Below are 16,479 nucleotides of genomic sequence, written 5' to 3' on the forward strand. Positions count from 1 at the left end.
CTATGGTGCTGGATGCTGCAAGCTTAGAGGCAATTACTCAAGAAATACGCACTTGCTTCCTGTACGAAGATGCCCCAGACCAATTGTCAGTCTTGGAACAGGGAATTCGCCAGTTGCAAGCAACAGATCCCGAGGTGAATTTGAGCGGGTTATATTCCACCATGCTGCGGGCAGCTCATTCCCTTAAAGGTGGAGCGGGAATCGCTCAATTTACCACCCTGAGCCGCCTATCCCATCACCTAGAAGACCTATTACAAGCCTTACAGCACGAACGGGTGGAACAGCAGGAGTTAGCCTATGAGTTGATCTCCCTGAGCATCGAACAGATCGGTAGCTTGATTGTCACTGCGATCGGCAATCCCGAAGGAGTCGATCGCCTAGAAGCAACGACCTTACTACCTACAACAACAGCAATTGAAAATTTTTTGCAATCGCTGCCCCCGAGTCCTAGAGCTGAGGTAACTGGAGAAGAATTTTTGCTCTCCAACTCCCAAAGCTTCAATCCGAGCGCACCGCATCCTCCTACTGATTCCCAACTCCTGAACGATTCCCTGGCGATCGCCTCCGGCATCCGCAGTTTAAATTTAAAAATACCCGTATCGCGACTGGAGCGGATCGATAACACCATCGGCGAGTTGTTTATCAGTTACGAACGGTTATCTTTGTACCAAGAACAGCTGCATCAGGTCGATCTGACATTAAAACAGCGGGCTGCCCAGCTCAACCCCCTTAGTGAAGATATGCAAGCTCTTTACAACCAACTTGCTGCACTTGGCAGAAAGAGCAGGGAGCAGGGAGCAGGGAGCAGGGAGCAGGGAGCAGTTAACAATCCACTACACCCCACACCCCACACCCCACACCCCACACCCCACACCCTACACCCCACACCCCACACCCTATCTACTACTAGCCACCAGCCACTAGCCACTAGCCACTCCCAACTTACGACTTACGACTTACGACTTACGACTTACCAAATACCCACATCTAATTCTTTACAAGAATTGCAAGAGCTGATCGTCCAGGTGCAAGAAGCTAGGGCGGATGTGGAATTTATTTCTCTAGAAATGCGGGAAGCTTTGGTAGAGCTACGCCAGCAACTCGACGATTTACGCGGAGACTTAACCGAGTCGCGCCTAGTCAAGTTTGGTAGCTTGGCAAATCAGTTTGCCGCTGCCCAACAATCATTTAGCCAACGCTACGGCAAATCCGTTCAGTTGACGATCGAAGGACGGGAAACCACGATCGATCGGGCGATCCTGGAACAGTTGAAAATTCCCCTGTTGCATCTATTTCGCAATGCTTTCGACCACGGGATCGAATCTGCTTCAGAGCGGCAGGGAAGCGGTAAATCTCCCATAGCGCGGATGAGTCTGATTGCTGTCACTGAAGGCAATCAACTGATTATTACTCTTGCCGATGACGGGCGCGGTATTGACTTGACCGCAGTGCGACAACGAGCTGAAGCACTCGGACTGTGCGACTCAAATGCTGTACTCTCTTCAGAGCAAATTTTGGAATTTTTGTTTCGTTCCGGTTTTTCCACCTCCACCACAGTTACGACTTTATCAGGGCGCGGTTTAGGACTAGATATCGTCCGCCTGCAAGTCGAGCGCTTGCGCGGCACGATTGGCGTGGAAACTACGGCAGGGCAAGGGACTAAGTTTAGTATTAGCATTCCCATGTCTTTGAATATTTTGCCGCTGCTATTATGCAAATGCCAGCAGCAAACCTTGGCAGTTCCTGCCTCTCAGGTTAAAGAGGTTATCGTTTTGTCGGAGTACGAGACGGGATTGCAGCATGGCAGCACGATCGCTTGGCGCAATCTCCCAGCTCGCCTGTACTATCTGCCACAGTTTTTACCTTACCAATGGCGGCGCGGGGCGATAACTTCGTCAAGCTTCGCTAACGCTACCGAACTAGACCAACGTTTGGGACTCGTGTTGGAAATTGAAGCAGAGACAGTCGTGCTGGCTGTAGATCAGATGTTGGGAGAGCGAGAATTAGTTCTCAAGCCTTTTGACGCTACAGTTAAAGTTCCGAATTACCTACTTGGTTGTACGGTGCTGGGTACGGGGGAAATCGTTCCCGTTCTCTCACCCGATCGATTTCAAGAACTGCTATCTCAGTTTTCGGTCGCACCAGCAACAATTCGTCAAGAAAGCAGCCGACAGGAGACATTTTCAGCTACAACTGAAGATATTCCCAAAATTTTGATCGTAGATGATGCGATCGCATTTCGGCGAATTTTAGAGCGGATTCTCACGGCAGCAGGATATAAAGTAGTACAGTGTCGTGATGGGCAAGAGGCTCTAGAAAAGCTCTCTTCCTCAGAGGAACGCTTCGACCTAGCCATCTCCGATCTGGAGATGCCCCGCGTAGATGGGTTATCCTTACTACGGGAAATCCGTGCTTCCTCCCAATGGCAAAAACTCCCAGTCATCGTATTGACCTCGCGGGAAAATCAGTGGCATCGACAAACAGCGTTCGGTCTGGGTGCGACGGAGTATTTTACCAAGCCCTTTTGCACGGACGACTTACTGCAAGCGATTGCCAACCTCTTGCCAGTCACCACCCTTTAACTTGTCAATGTTTGCTGCATGATTCGGATATTGCTGGTAGACGATCAAAAACTGATTCGCCAAGGGCTGAAAGCATTGCTAGAACTCGATCCTGAGATGGATATTATCGGCAGTGCTAGCGACGGTCAAGCGGCGATCGAACAAGTAGACATGCTCAAACCCGATATCGCGCTGATCGATATTCGGATGCCTGGAATGGACGGAGTGACAGCAACGCGGATCATTTCCGAACGCTTTCCAGCCACCAAAACGATCGTTCTCAGCGGTTACGACGATGAGGAATATTTAGCTGAAGCGTTGCGTTCTGGAGCCAAGGGTTATCTGTTGAAAGATACCCCTGCCGAAGAACTGGTCAACGTGATTCGCGCCGTACACAAAGGATACACTCAAATTGGTCCTGGATTGCTGGAAAAAATTAGCGGCAAAATTACAGGGCGGAATAGCGAGCGCATCCAAGCGATGCCAATTACCAAAACGACTGTAGCTGCGGAGACTAAGGTGCTGTCGCTATGGCAGCGTCAGGTAGAACAACAATTAGATCGTTTCGATCCCGAGTCTCTATCAGAAACGATTCACCTTGCCATCAGTCAAAATTGGGTAGAAGAATTGCTAGCTTACGTTAAGCAACAGCTATGGGAAAAACCGCTCAATTTATCTGCCCTTTACCTAGCTGGCGTTTTATCGTCTCAGAGCCACTCACCAGACCGCCATGCAGCCTTAAGACATCTCGGTGTCGGCTTTCAAGCAGGAATTGACCAGAAATTGTCGTCTGATGATTTACTGTTATTTTACCAAGCGGGCGTAGATGTCGATCCAGCTACTGCCTTTAACTGGTTGACCCATATCAATGCTCCTTGGAACCAGAACCAGGATTTATCTTTTTTACTTACAGAAGCTTTGCGCTTATTTGGTAATAGCTCCCAACCTTATCGCACTTTGTTAGTCCTAAAACAAATCAGGGATCTTCGTGCCGTCAGTGAAAACTGCAATGCTTTGAACGAGAAAATCATTGCTCTTCGTCAAAGTTTGGCACAACTGAAGAATTTTGGATAATTTATTTAAAGTCCGAATTAAAGCCTGAGTCAAAAAAATCTTATGAAAAATAATTTGACCGAACTATTATCAGTGGAACAAGAACTAACAGAGCTGCGCGATCGCCTCAAACAATCATTTGCTGTCTTAGATTCACTCACACAAATTCCAGCTCAATTTGCCGCTCTAGGGCAATCATACCAACAATTACAAGCAAATCTAGAACAGGTCAAAGCAAATAAAGCAGACCTCATCAACTTAGAAACAGATGTTAACTTACGTCTAGCGGCGATCGAAACTGCAATTGATGTCCGTTGGCGAGAATTTAAAGGAGAATTAACACACTTACAAGACGAACTCGGTAGCGCGGATATTCATTTAAGTAACTACAATGCCGAACTCGCCAAGCAAGTCAGCGAATTACGCGAAGAGGTATCGAAGCGACTGAAGCATTTTTGGCAAGAATGGACGGCTGACGAGGCAACGCACGCGGCAATTAGCGAAATTGTCGATACTAAATTAAATGCAGAACTAGAAGATTTTATTCAAAAATTAGAGCAAGCAGGCTTTAGTCCCCAATATTTTGAAAAACAACAAAACCTTGAAACAGAATTGCGTCTGACGCAATCCTGTTTGCGCGATACCGAGCGCCAGTTGCAAATGATCCGCAACTTTACCACAATCACTGGCTTGACAGTGGCGATCGCCCTTGGGTTAACAATCGTACAATTGCTGTCGCGGTAGGAGTGAGGAGTGAGGAGTGAGGAGTGAGGAGTGAGGAGTGAGGGAAAGAAGACAAGGGAGAAAAGAAAGCTGAGGGAGCGCAAGGTTGCTGAGGGAGAGAAAGAGAGCTGAGAGAGCAAATTCTTCGAGTGTCCTCCCACACTTTCCACACCCTATCAACACGCATCACTTGTTACAAATGATGAATAACAAATGACGAATAACAAATTGCAGCGGCGGGAGTTGCTGCTTGGTACAGCGGCTTTGGCGGCTGGAACGATCGCGAGTCAATGGCAGACAAAAACGGCGATCGCGAAACCGAAATTCTCCCAGTATCCGTTTAAGTTAGGCGTAGCTTCCGGCGATCCACTGCCAGAGAGTGTCGTCATTTGGACCCGCCTCGCACCCGATCCGCTTGCAGGTGGCGGGATGCCTGCCGAATCGGTTGTCGTACGCTGGCAAGTGGCAGATGATGAAAATATGCGGCAAATCGTCCAGCAGGGAGAAGCGATCGCCACTCCAGAACTTGCCCATGCCATCCACGTTGAGGTAGAAGGGTTGCAACCCGGACGTTGGTATTGGTATCGATTTCAAGCAGGGGATGCCGAAAGTCCAATTGGACGCACGCGCACCACTGCCGCACTGAATGAGGCACTCGGACAACTAACTTTTGCTTTTGCTTCCTGTCAAGATTGGCAGAACGGTTATTATACGGCGCATCAAAACTTAGCCAAGGAAGATGTGGAGCTAGTTGTCTTTCTAGGTGACTACATCTATGATGGCGGCTCCCGCACCGATAGCGTGCGATCGCACCGTACTCCCGCTGCTGTTAGCCTTGCCGATTACCGCAACCGCTACGCTTTATATAAAACCGATCCCAATCTCCAAGCGGCTCATGCTGCCTTTCCGTGGATCGTGACTTGGGACGACCACGAGGTGCAAAATAACTATGCAGGCGATCGCTCTAGCTTCGGCGACTCGCCATCTGCTTTTCTGCGGCGGCGGGCGGCTGCTTACCAAGCTTATTACGAGCATATGCCCTTACGACGCGATCGCGTACCCCAAGGCTCTCGGTTGCAGCTCTATCGTCGGTTTACTTTTGGTGACTTAGCTGAATTCAACATTTTAGATACGCGCCAGTACCGGACTCAGCAGCCCTGTGGCGGCGGATTTAAATCTCGCTGCCAGGAAGCTTTCGCTGCAAATACGACGATGATGGGACACCAGCAAGAACAATGGTTATTTCGAGGCTTAACTCGCTCCCCAGCACGGTGGAATATTCTTGCCCAACAAACCGTAATGGCTCAATTCGATGTCGATCCGCGCTCTCGTTCGGAGTTATTCAACCTCGATCAGTGGGACGGTTACGTTGCAGCGCGTCAGCGATTGCTGAAATTTCTAGCACAACGCCAACCTGCTAACCCCATCGTGATTACAGGCGACGTGCATTCCAGTTGGGTACACGACCTCAAACTTGACTTTAAAAATCCTAATTCTCCCACCGTTGGCACTGAGTTTGTCGGCACTTCTATTTCTTCCAATTTTCCCAAGCAGTTTATTCCGACGGCGACGATCGCAATGAGTAGAAACCCCCACACCAAGTTTTTTAACGGAACTTATCGGGGGTACGTTCGATGCCACTTGACACGCGATCGCCTCGTCACCAACTACCGAATTGTTTCAACCATCCGCCAACCCGAAGCCAGTGTGAGAACACTCGCTTCATTCGTCGTGGAGAACGGTGAATTAGGAGTGAGGAGCTAGGAGTGAGCGTGACATTTGTAGGGGCGCACAGCTGTGCGCCCCTACAGTTCGCGTATTTTACCCAACTGAAAACCGCTATCAATTGCGAATTGCGAATTGACTTTTCTCCATCGACTCTCTTCCTCTAACTCCTAACCCCTAACTCCTCGCCCCTCTTTTCTTTGCCTTGCTAGAACGACGAAGTTCTTTGTTTTCCCGATCGCGACGACGGCGATCGCGCCATTCTACCAGTGTCAGGTAGCCGATCCCACCAGTGACAGCTAGTAAAAGACCAAACGCAGCGATCGCCAGAATGTTGAAAACTGGTAGTGTATCCACGGGATTTATTACAGTCCGTTACGACCCCAAACGACCATAGCAATAGACCAAGTAAAAGTTACCAGCAATCCAACCCAACCCAGTGTCAAAATAGCGTCCATAACAATCTGTTACAACAAATTCACAAAACAACTCTAGTGTTAATCATACTAGGAATCAGTTGTCAGTTATCAGTTATCAGTGGCTAGTGGCTAGTGGCTAGATGTTTCTCTATCCACTAGGCACCAGTCACCAGTCACTAGTCACGCACCACTCTCTTACGCTTCGATGACTACGCGCAGGTTACCGCGTTTTTTGACCACGCGACAGGCAGTCGTATTGCCAGCACGCTCGAATTCTAGATCGAGTAAGGTAGGACCGACACGTAGATTGTGTATGGATAGACGATTGATGGAGTCTGGTAAAGCCGGATCGATGACCCGCAAGCAATTATTTGGGGCATCAGGTACGAGATTGATAATTGTTTGCAATAACTGAAAAATGGTTCCCGTTGCCCATGCTTGAGGAGAACAAGCCACGGGATACTGGACGGGAGCGCGATCGCCATTGCGCTCGTAGCCGCAGAAAAGCTCTGGTGGGCGCTGGTAGGGTTGCTGAAGTGTCATATCGAATAACCCTTGAAATACGTCCAAAGCTTGATCCACTAGCCCGAGCGATCGCAGTCCCAGCACGATCAGAGAATTATCGTGAGGCCAGACCGAACCGAGATGGTAGCCCATCGGATTATAGGCAGGGGATAAACTGCTTAAAGTGCGAATTCCCCAACCGTTAAACATATCTGGCGCTCGGAGCCGTTCGGCAACGCTGTAAGCTTTTTCAGGTGTAAAAATGCCTAGATGCAAACAATGCCCGGGATTAGAGGTAATACTATCTACTGGTTTGCCTTCCCCATCCAACGCCAATGCGCAGAAATCTTGGTCAGACAGCCAAAAATCGCGATTAAATCGAACTTTCAGCTCTCTGGCTTCATCCTGCCACTTTTCGGCAAGATCGAGCCGCTTCTTCATCTGAGCAATTTCTGCCAGTCGCACTTTTGCGGCGTAGACATAAGCCTGCACTTCGCATAGAGCGATCGCCCCCGTTGCGAGTTCTCCTTGACGATTAACGATACAATCGCCAGAATCCTTCCAACCTTGATTGGCTAAACCTCCGCGTGACTTGCGAAAGTAGGATAAATATCCCGTTGGCTTGAGGCGGCGATCGATCCAATCCATTGCGGCTAAAGCATTTGACCACAAACGATCTAGGGTTTCTAAGTCGTGAGTCCAGGCAAAGTATTCGGCATAGAGCATTAACCACAAAGGAGTAGCATCGATCGTACCGTAATAAGGCGTATGGGGGATTTCCTGGCAGCGCGCCATTTCTCCCATGCGAATTTCATGTAGAATTTTGCCTGGTTCTTCTTCCCGCCATTCGTCCTCAGTTTTGCCTTGATAAGCTGCGAGTAAAATTAGAGTTTCGCGGGCGATCGACGGATTTAACATTAAAGTTTGAGCTGCCGCAATCAGCGAATCTCGTCCGAATAGAGTAGAAAACCAAGGTACGCCAGCGGAAACAGTTTTATACTTACCAAAAGATTGCCGTAGCAAATACATGTCTTGCTCGGCTCGCTCGACGATATGGTTGAAATCAGCCTTATCAGAGCGAATTCGCGTGCTTTGTTGACACCAGTGCAGTTCCTCTGAGTCTTCTGCTGCTCTTGCTTGGACTAATGTATTGGGAGCGTTAACGGTAGAAGCCGAGCGATCGTTGATTGTCATTGACAATCGATAACCGAGCTTTTTGGTTTCGTGCGAAGCCAAGTCTAGCTGCCAAATTGCCGTATAGCCTTTGAATGAATCTGGCTGAGTGTGTTGGAACTGCAACCGCGATTCCATGATGGAATTATCTAAACCCTGATAAGCAAGGGTGAGTGTTTCTGGTAGTTGGGAGTCGGGAGTCGGGAGTCGGGAGTCGGGAGTCGGGAATGAGAGTGGTGCGCGATCTAATTGCGACTTGCGACTTGCTTCCTCAAATCCATCAACTCTGTTGTCCCTCTGTCTTCTTCCATCTACTGCAGCAAGCCGTAGCAGTTTACCGCGCTTTTCTCGATTGAAGCCGCGAATTTCAAATAAATCGACAAAATCGGCATCAAAGCTCAGGCTAATAGCAACGCTGACGGCACTCGTACTGTAGTTGGAAATTTCTATTTCTTCAAATAGCGCTCCATTCAAAACTAATTCGCGACGAATGCCCAAGGTGTCAGCTTTTAAGCGATTATCTACTGTAGGATTCGTACATAAGACGGAAAGGGAAAATCCTTTATCGGCAGTACTGCTGAGTAAAACAGGCGATCGCCCCTCAATCTGTAATTCTAAGCGACTCAGAAAGCGGCTATCGCAGCAAAATAACCCCATGCTAGCTGCACTATCATCGCTATAACAGCCGCCAGCAATATTTCCTAGCGTATCTGTCACCAAAAATAGATCGTCGTCTTTAATCGTCAAAGTTGGCTGTGGTCTTTCGCTCAACACGCAGGGCCATTCTGGAATTGGCAATTGTTCTGCGGGAACGAATACTCTACCACTTATCTCTAATCTGTCTTGTGTTGCTATCGTATCCAGTGTCATACCAAAGGCTTTTTGCTGTCAGAGGTGTGCGATCCAGTTTTATTATTATCAACCTTCTTAGTAGAGGCTGCGATCTCAATTTTTTTATTGGCTTTACTACCTTCAGCGACAACTTTTTCTCTATGACTTTTGCGCTTAAAGTTGCAGCTTATATCTGTAATTTCTATAAGCATCAGCAATAATTAATTACACTAATTTGAACAATATAAATTATTGTAAACAGATTTTAAATAGAGATACGACTAATGAAAGACATCTGCATCAAAGTTAAAAAATCTTAGCTTTCAATACAGGGGTCAACTCATAAAGTAACAAAGGCAAACAGTTATCAGGGAGCAGGGAGTAGGGAGCAGGGAGCAGGGAGCAGTCAACTGTCAACCGTTAACTGTCAACCGTCTGCTCAATTTTGATTCCCCTACCCCTTCCAAGTTTGATACGCCTTTTCATATGCGCTTGTCATTGCTTGAACGCTAAAGCGATCGATCGCATAGTCGCGACATGTTTGGCGATCTATTTTCATGGCATCGGGAATCACATCCACCATTTGTTCTAGAGAATGACAAACAAAGCCTGTTTTACCATGAGCAACTACTTCTGGTACGGAACCCAAACCCATGCCAACTACAGGCGTGCCTGTTGCCATTGACTCAATCATGACTAGACCAAACGGTTCTCGCCAGGTAATCGGAAACAAAGTTACTGTAGCTCCACCCAAAAGCTGAGCCTTCTCTTCATGAGATACTTCCCCAAGATACTGGATTTGCTCACCGTCAATTAATGGCTCAACGCGATCGCGAAAATATTCTCGATCCACCGGATCGACTTTGCCAGCCATTTTTAATGGTAAACCAGCAGCGCGGGCTATTTTCATCGCTTCAATCGGACCTTTTTCAGGAGATATGCGACCGACGAAAGCCAGATAAGCTGGTTGACTAGGTTGAGGCTGAAACGGATAGATAGAGGTATCAATACCGTTGTAGATAGTCTGAATGTAATTTAACCCCAGACGAGGTTCTCGTTGCGCTTCGCTAATACTGATGTATGGTTGCCAAGCAAAACGCCGAAACATCTTTTCATTATCAGGAGTAAAAATCCCGTGAGTTGTATGTACTGTAGGCGTTTTAGCAAAACCAGTGTAAGGCAAGGCAGCGCAGCCAACATGGGAATGAATAATATCAAAACGATCGGCGTTGCTAAAAACCTCGAACAGCATCATTTGCTCGTAAAGTCCTGGTTCCTTGACACTGGGATCGAGACGTAATGCTTTATTGTGGACTGATTTGAGCTGAGCTGTAGTCATCGAGTCACCAGAAGCAAACAGCGTGACTTCATGACCGCGCCGAACTAATTCGTCAGTCAGTAAACTAACGATTAATTCAATACCACCGTAGCGAAAGGGTGGGACTCGTTCCCACAGAGGAGCAATCTGAGCGATTTTCATTTTTTCTTGCAATTGAGCAGTAACTACGAATCGATCCGAAGAATGCTGCCAAAGGAAATTAGCAGCCTTCTAACTCCCAAACGACAGAAGATTTCTCTCATCGCTTAATAAGTTTTAATAAAAGGCATAAACTCGCCTAGATGCACCCCTCTATAGGTTTATATACTTAAAATTTTTAGTCCTAAAGATTAACTTATACTATTTTTACTTGACTTTTACAACATCTATCTATCTAAGGATATTGTTGGTATTTGGTATTTGGTAGTTGGTAGTTGATTGTTTTTCTCCCTCAGCCTCCTCAGCTCCCGATCGCTCCCTCAGCTCTCTTCTCTCCCTTGTCCCCCTCTCCCCTGCTCCCTGCTCCCTAATAACTGATAACTGACTACTAGCTCCTAGTCCCCAGTATCGGTAGGATGGTGGATAGAGAACCCTCGATGCAAGCAAGCAGCGATCGCGCTTCCTAGTTCTCCTGGCAGGGTGGTACGCAGGTAACGCGATCGACAAACACAGTCATGAGCAATTTGACTTCTGTGCTAAGCGATCTGCTAGTAGCAGTACCCCAACTGAGAACCCAAGTTTATTTCAAAGCTTCCTTAACGGCTTTGTCCCATGCGATGGAAGACCAAGTGCTTGCTTCGACTTCAGACCAACCGTTGCTGATTGCTAGCTTTCAGCGGGAACGCTTCTATCGTCAAGAAGCCCACCGCTACAAGCGCCTTGCTCGGCAAACGAATCAAGTCTACGTACTAGCAGCACCGGAGACAGATTTTACTAATGCTTCCGAATACTACGAAACGATCGCCTTCGATCCAACAGAATCATTAAGTCAAGAATGGCATCTCGTCGCGATCGGGCAAAGCTATAGCACTTGCCTGATTTGCCGCGAACGCCCAAGCATAGTCCAGATTAAACCCTCACCTCATTTGCCAGCGGTGGATATGGACCCCACCCGCCAGTTTGAAGGCATCTGGACTTCCGAGCGACAAATTAGCTGTATTGCAGCCGAGCTGTTACTTCAACGCATTTTACATTACAGACCAGAATTAGCCGCCAAAATCGAACTCGCGCGCAATCGCTTCGGGATATTTCCACAAAGGCGATCGTCAGCGAAAAAGTCTAAAACTGCTGCCCCCATTGCTTTGCCCTCGCTAGATCCTGCGGCGATCGATACCAATCCTTTCGTCCAGAGATTAGTAACGTACCTGCAAGCCGGACAGTACAAATTACTCAAAGCCTACCGCTCGATTGCTGCCCAAGAACGGAAAGAACGCCTGATTAACTCGATTACCGCTGCGATTCGCAAAGGTAGCGCCACCGGACTACCGTTACATCCTCAAGAAATTTTGAAAGTCGCAGTCCGCGAGTTAGGAATTGCCCTGGGTGCTTGCCGTTGTTTGATTTACCGCGCTCAAGCTAACGATGACCAGGTGGCGATCGCTCACGAATATTTACAACCTGGCGTTTCCTCAGTGGTAGGAAAAGTCATGCCTTTACAAAAAAATCCCTTGTTTCAAGAAATGACCTGTCAGCAAGGAGCGCTCTGTATTGTCGATACTCAAACTGACTCCCGCGTGACTGATTCACCCCTGCTACAACAGCTCGTAAAACAGCTAGATATTCGTTCTTGGTTGTTAATGCCAGTATTGTACCAAGGTAAGTTATTGGGAATAGTCGAATCTCATTATTGTGGTTCCCAACCACACCAGTGGACGGCAGACGAAACTTCTTTAGTCGAAGCGATCGCCACTCAGGTAGGCGCAGCATTGATTCAAGCCGAAGCTTATGCAAATCTAGAAGACCTCAACCAGCAATTAGAGGCGCTCGATCGCACCCGCAGCAACCTCATCGCGATTACTGGACACGAACTTCGTACCCCCCTCTCGACGATCCAAGTTTGTTTGGAAAGCCTTGCCACCGAGCCAGATATGCCTTTAGAATTGCGGCAAGTCATGCTCAGCACTGCTCTTACCGACTCCGAGCGAATGCGCAAATTAGTCCAAGATTTCCTCACCCTCTCCAACTTAGAAAGCGGACGGGTAGAATGGCATCCTGAAACTTTACCCTTAGATGAGTGCGTCGAGCTTGCCCTCAGCCGCGTCCGCACCCGTTCTAACCCAGAAGATTTACCGCAGATCGTCAGCACAATTCCAGTCCAACTTCCTCTAATTAGGGTTGATGGAGACTGGTTGGTAGAGTTAATCGCTAAACTGTTGGATAACGCCTGCAAATTTACGCCTCCCACAGGACAGATCGCGATCGCCGCACGTACCAACGGTGGCACGACGCTAGAAGTCACCGTTTCCGATACTGGACGCGGGATTGAACCCAATCGGCTCGAAATTGTTTTCGATCGCTTCTACCAAGAAGAAGGGGCGCTCCGTCGCACCGCAGGAGGTACGGGCTTAGGACTGGCAATTTGTCGTCAAATTGTCAATAGCTGGAACGGGAAAATCTGGGCAGAATCGGCAGGGAAAGACAAAGGGACTACGTTTCACTTCACAGTTCCGACTGTAGAGTAGTCATTGGTAATGGGTAGTTGGTAGTTGGTAGTTGGTAGTTGGTCACTAGTGAATAGTGAGTAGCTAGCCACCAGCCACTAGTCACTAGCCACTGATAACTGTAACAGTTCCTTACATACTGGCTAAATAGGCGCTATCTCAGTGATAGGATGCCCTAAAAACCTTGAGAGAGAAATCTATGGCAGAAACACTTGAGGGACAAACACCTATATTTGGTGGCGGCACTGGTGGCTTGCTGACCAAAGCAGAAAGAGAAGAAAAATACGTTATTACTTGGACTAGCCCCAAAGAGCAAGTTTTTGAAATGCCTACAGGTGGTTCAGCCATCATGCGGCAGGGCAAAAATAAGCTAGAAATTGCGCGCAAAGAATATGGTATCGCTTTGGGCGGGCAACAACTGCGGGCAAAATTCAAAATTAACGACTACAAAATCTATCGAGTCTATCCTAATGGAGAAACTCAGATGATCCATCCAGCTGATGGTGTCTTCCCAGAAAAAGTCAACCAAGGTCGTCCAAAAGTACGTTACGTCGATCGCAACATTGGCAGCAACCCCAGCCCAGCCAAGTTGAAGTTCAGCGGCGTACAGCCATACGACGCACCCTAATCGAGGCTAGGGACTGGAGACTAGGGGCTAGGAATATTACGATTTCTAGTTTTTAGTTTCTAGTCTCTGCTTTTTGTTGATAAACAAGGCAATAATATAAAACTTTCTGAGTGGGGTGGGCATTGCCCACCCTACATTTACTTTTTTCAGTTTTCCGTGCAGAAGGTAGACGATACTCGCCATACATTCTGGTTATCTAGTGTTTTGACTTCTAACTTTTGACTTTTGACTTGTTCATCATGATTTTTCCCGATTTTGCTCAATTCCAGCAGTTAGCAACACAAGGTAATTTCATTCCGGTTTACCAAGAATGGGTAGCGGATTTAGATACGCCTGTATCTGCTTGGTATAAGGTGTGTGCGGGACAGCCTTATAGCTTTTTGTTGGAATCGGTCGAAGGGGGCGAAAATATTGGGCGCTATAGCTTCTTGGGGTGCGATCCGCTATGGACTTTAGCAGCAAAAGGCGATCGCACAATTCAAACTTATCGCGACGGTACGCAAGTCACGATTGAGGGCGATCCGTTTGCTGCCCTAGCATCGTGTTTAGAACCTTATCATCCGGTGAAGTTACCTCAACTTCCCCCTGGGATTGGCGGTTTGTTTGGGTTCTGGGGATACGAATTGATCCGTTGGATCGAACCCAGAGTTCCAGTTTATCCAGCAACAGACAGCGACCTGCCGGATGGCTTGTGGATGCAAATAGACCAATTACTCATTTTCGATCAAGTCAAGCGCAAAATCTGGGCGATCGCCTATGCCGACGTGCGTGACAATGCCGATCTCCAGCAAGCATATCAACAAGCAGGCGATCGCGTGCGTCAAATGGTCGAGAAACTCCAACTCCCTCTTTCCCATCGGGATACAGTTTTAGAATGGCAATCGCCAGAAGAGGTTAGAGAAAAAGACAATCGTTCCCGACTCTCTAGTACGGGCGCACAGCAGTGCGCCCCTACCGACTCCCGACTCCCCTTAAATTACACGAGTAACATTACCAAGGAACAATTCTGTGCCAACGTCGATAAGGCAAAGGCATACATTAAAGCTGGCGATATTTTTCAAGTCGTCCTCTCTCAACGCCTCACGACAACCTACGAGGGAGATCCGTTTGCTTTATATCGTTCTCTGCGGCTGATTAACCCCTCGCCTTATATGGCTTATTTCCACTTCCAAGACTGGCAAATTATCGGTTCTAGTCCTGAAGTGATGGTGAAAGCAGAACGAGATCCAAACGGGGTAATGGTGGCGACTTTGCGCCCGATTGCCGGGACTCGTCCGAGGGGAAAAACACCCCAGGAAGATGCAGCCTTTGCCGCAGATTTATTGCAAGATCCGAAAGAAATTGCCGAACACGTCATGTTAGTTGACTTGGGACGCAACGATTTGGGACGGGCGTGTAAAAGCGGTACGGTGAAAGTTGATGAATTAATGGTCATCGAGCGCTATTCCCACGTCATGCACATCGTCAGCAATGTTGTAGGAGAACTCGCGCCAGATAAGAAAGCATGGGATTTGCTCAAAGCTTGTTTTCCGGCTGGTACGGTCAGCGGTGCGCCAAAAATTCGGGCAATGGAAATTATTCACGAACTAGAAACGTGCCGTCGTGGAGTTTATTCTGGGGTCTATGGTTATTACGACTTTGAAGGGCAGTTAAATAGCGCGATCGCCATCCGTACTACAATCGTCCGCAATTGCACTGCTAGCGTCCAAGCTGGTGCTGGCATAGTAGCCGACTCTGACCCAGACAAAGAATATGAAGAAACTCTCAATAAAGCTAGGGGTCTTTTAGTCGCTATTCGTTGCCTGGAAAAAAATTAAATTTGTGTTCTAGAGACGCTGCCAAGAGTTTGAGGTTTTGCTAATATTGCTCAGTCCTCTAGCAGTTGAATTTCATGTCAGAGACATCGAGTCCACGCGCGATCGTCGAAAGTTTATTTCCCCATCTTCAAGTAGCAGCAGCCTACGCGGATCGGATTCAATCTAAGATTGCCGTACTTCCTGCGAAAGGAGAAGGAGATAATTTCTTTGCTGCGGCTTTGACCGATGCAGATCTGGCGATTCAGAATTTAGTGGAAGTGGCACTTTTGGCAAACTTTCCCCATATTCGCTTTTACGGAGAAGAATACGAACAATCCCGCAATACAAAATATTTTCGCGCGATCGATTTGGGTGGTGACGGTGACTATCTCGTAACGCTAGACCCCATAGACGGGACTCAGTTCTACCTCGACGGACACGCAAATTATCAAATTATTCTCAGCATTCTCAATTGGGATGACTTTGAAGCGGTCATTGCCATCTCTCCCGCCCAAAATACTTACTACTACGCCCTACGTGGCGAAGGTACTGGCCAAGGGGCGTTAAACCAGAATTTAGCCGCCTGTAAACCATTACGAGTCGGACAGCCAAAACCAACTATTCTCTTAGGATGGGGGATGAGTGCGCTCCAACCGAGATTGAAACAACAGGACTACGAAGTTATAGATATAGCTAATGCCTACTCGCGGGAAATTCAAGTCCCCAACCTCAATGGTATTTTAACTGGTGACATAGCTGGAGCAGCGATCGCCTCTGGTAAATTTATCGATGGTGCTGCACTTGCTTTTCTTGCCAGAGAAGCTGGTTGTATTGTGACTACTCACAATGGTTCTGTTCCCCCTCCCTTGCACACCTGTAAGGACTACAGCTTACCAGGACTCATAATCGCTGCATCAGAATCGGTACACCAGCACTTATTAGCAGCGGTGCAAAGTTTGGCAGAGTAAGCAGAAGTGAATAAGATCCGATCCCCCCTAGCCCCCCTTCACAAGGGGGGAACAAAGCCCCCTTTTCAAGAGTATACGTGCGAATATCTGTAAGCTTAGAATTAATCCCTTAATAAGGGG

13 protein-coding genes are annotated in these 16,479 nt (G+C 47.8%); 8 read left to right on the plus strand and 5 right to left on the minus strand.

Going from position 1 to position 16,479, the window contains the following annotated elements; all coding sequences use genetic code 11:
* Positions 1–2 precede the first annotated feature (2 nt).
* The 4 genes from QH73_RS27020 (at position 3) to QH73_RS27035 (ending at position 6,101) form a co-directional block, all read left to right on the plus strand.
* Positions 3–2,582, plus strand: a complete 2,580-nt coding sequence (locus tag QH73_RS27020) for a hybrid sensor histidine kinase/response regulator (RefSeq protein ID WP_039713659.1) — start codon at positions 3–5, stop codon at positions 2,580–2,582.
* Between the two features lie 18 nt (positions 2,583–2,600).
* Positions 2,601–3,635: a response regulator gene (locus QH73_RS27025; protein ID WP_052289773.1), complete on the plus strand. Its 1,035-nt coding sequence runs from the start codon at positions 2,601–2,603 to the stop codon at positions 3,633–3,635.
* Positions 3,636–3,677: 42 nt separating this feature from the next.
* A complete protein-coding gene (locus tag QH73_RS27030) occupies positions 3,678–4,358 on the plus strand; it encodes a hypothetical protein (protein ID WP_039713658.1) in 681 nt (226 codons plus the stop codon).
* Between the two features lie 192 nt (positions 4,359–4,550).
* Entirely contained in the window at positions 4,551–6,101 is a 1,551-nt protein-coding gene (locus tag QH73_RS27035; protein WP_039713657.1) for an alkaline phosphatase D family protein, read from the plus strand.
* 138 nt (positions 6,102–6,239) lie between these two features.
* Here the strand turns inward: QH73_RS27035 and QH73_RS27040 are convergent, their stop codons facing one another.
* From QH73_RS27040 to QH73_RS27060, 5 genes are all read right to left on the minus strand, one after another.
* Positions 6,240–6,419 carry a hypothetical protein gene (locus QH73_RS27040; RefSeq protein WP_132867289.1) on the minus strand — a complete coding sequence of 60 codons (180 nt, stop codon included), beginning with the start codon at positions 6,417–6,419 and terminating at the stop codon, positions 6,240–6,242.
* Between the two features lie 8 nt (positions 6,420–6,427).
* Positions 6,428–6,520, minus strand: a complete 93-nt coding sequence (gene petN, locus QH73_RS27045; RefSeq protein ID WP_015156680.1) for a cytochrome b6-f complex subunit PetN — start codon at positions 6,518–6,520, stop codon at positions 6,428–6,430.
* Between the two features lie 156 nt (positions 6,521–6,676).
* Positions 6,677–9,028 carry an amylo-alpha-1,6-glucosidase gene (locus QH73_RS27050; protein ID WP_039713656.1) on the minus strand — a complete coding sequence of 784 codons (2,352 nt, stop codon included), beginning with the start codon at positions 9,026–9,028 and terminating at the stop codon, positions 6,677–6,679.
* Positions 9,029–9,443: 415 nt separating this feature from the next.
* Positions 9,444–10,469 (minus strand): glycosyltransferase family 4 protein, encoded by a 1,026-nt coding sequence (locus QH73_RS27055; RefSeq protein WP_039713655.1) that lies wholly within the window; start codon positions 10,467–10,469, stop codon positions 9,444–9,446.
* Between the two features lie 228 nt (positions 10,470–10,697).
* Positions 10,698–10,913, minus strand: coding sequence for a hypothetical protein (locus QH73_RS27060; RefSeq protein WP_132867290.1), 216 nt, complete (start codon positions 10,911–10,913; stop codon positions 10,698–10,700).
* 68 nt (positions 10,914–10,981) lie between these two features.
* On the opposite strand from QH73_RS27060, the gene QH73_RS27065 reads away from it, so the two are divergent.
* The 4 genes from QH73_RS27065 to QH73_RS27080 all read left to right on the plus strand — a co-directional run bounded on the left by QH73_RS27065 (position 10,982) and on the right by QH73_RS27080 (position 16,359).
* Complete coding sequence (locus tag QH73_RS27065; protein WP_039713654.1) at positions 10,982–12,988, plus strand: DICT sensory domain-containing protein; 2,007 nt, start codon at positions 10,982–10,984, stop codon at positions 12,986–12,988.
* 178 nt (positions 12,989–13,166) lie between these two features.
* Positions 13,167–13,595 (plus strand): photosystem I reaction center subunit II, encoded by a 429-nt coding sequence (psaD, locus tag QH73_RS27070; protein WP_015156676.1) that lies wholly within the window; start codon positions 13,167–13,169, stop codon positions 13,593–13,595.
* A gap of 239 nt (positions 13,596–13,834) precedes the next feature.
* Positions 13,835–15,412 (plus strand): anthranilate synthase component I, encoded by a 1,578-nt coding sequence (gene trpE / locus QH73_RS27075; protein ID WP_039713653.1) that lies wholly within the window; start codon positions 13,835–13,837, stop codon positions 15,410–15,412.
* A gap of 74 nt (positions 15,413–15,486) precedes the next feature.
* Entirely contained in the window at positions 15,487–16,359 is an 873-nt protein-coding gene (locus QH73_RS27080; RefSeq protein ID WP_039713652.1) for an inositol monophosphatase family protein, read from the plus strand.
* The last annotated feature ends 120 nt before the right edge of the window (positions 16,360–16,479 follow it).

Origin of the sequence: Scytonema millei VB511283 (assembly GCF_000817735.3) — a bacterium.
Taxonomy (GTDB): Bacteria; Cyanobacteriota; Cyanobacteriia; order Cyanobacteriales; family Chroococcidiopsidaceae; genus Chroococcidiopsis; species Chroococcidiopsis millei_B.

Coding starts and splice junctions, on each gene's coding strand:
- QH73_RS27020 (WP_039713659.1), top strand. CDS start 3: ATGGTGCTGGATGCTGCAAGCTTAGAGGCAATTACTCAAGAAATACGC.
- QH73_RS27025 (WP_052289773.1), top strand. CDS start 2,601: ATGATTCGGATATTGCTGGTAGACGATCAAAAACTGATTCGCCAAGGG.
- QH73_RS27030 (WP_039713658.1), top strand. CDS start 3,678: ATGAAAAATAATTTGACCGAACTATTATCAGTGGAACAAGAACTAACA.
- QH73_RS27035 (WP_039713657.1), top strand. CDS start 4,551: ATGACGAATAACAAATTGCAGCGGCGGGAGTTGCTGCTTGGTACAGCG.
- petN (WP_015156680.1), bottom strand. CDS start 6,520: ATGGACGCTATTTTGACACTGGGTTGGGTTGGATTGCTGGTAACTTTT.
- QH73_RS27050 (WP_039713656.1), bottom strand. CDS start 9,028: ATGACACTGGATACGATAGCAACACAAGACAGATTAGAGATAAGTGGT.
- QH73_RS27055 (WP_039713655.1), bottom strand. CDS start 10,469: ATGAAAATCGCTCAGATTGCTCCTCTGTGGGAACGAGTCCCACCCTTT.
- QH73_RS27065 (WP_039713654.1), top strand. CDS start 10,982: ATGAGCAATTTGACTTCTGTGCTAAGCGATCTGCTAGTAGCAGTACCC.
- psaD (WP_015156676.1), top strand. CDS start 13,167: ATGGCAGAAACACTTGAGGGACAAACACCTATATTTGGTGGCGGCACT.
- trpE (WP_039713653.1), top strand. CDS start 13,835: ATGATTTTTCCCGATTTTGCTCAATTCCAGCAGTTAGCAACACAAGGT.
- QH73_RS27080 (WP_039713652.1), top strand. CDS start 15,487: ATGTCAGAGACATCGAGTCCACGCGCGATCGTCGAAAGTTTATTTCCC.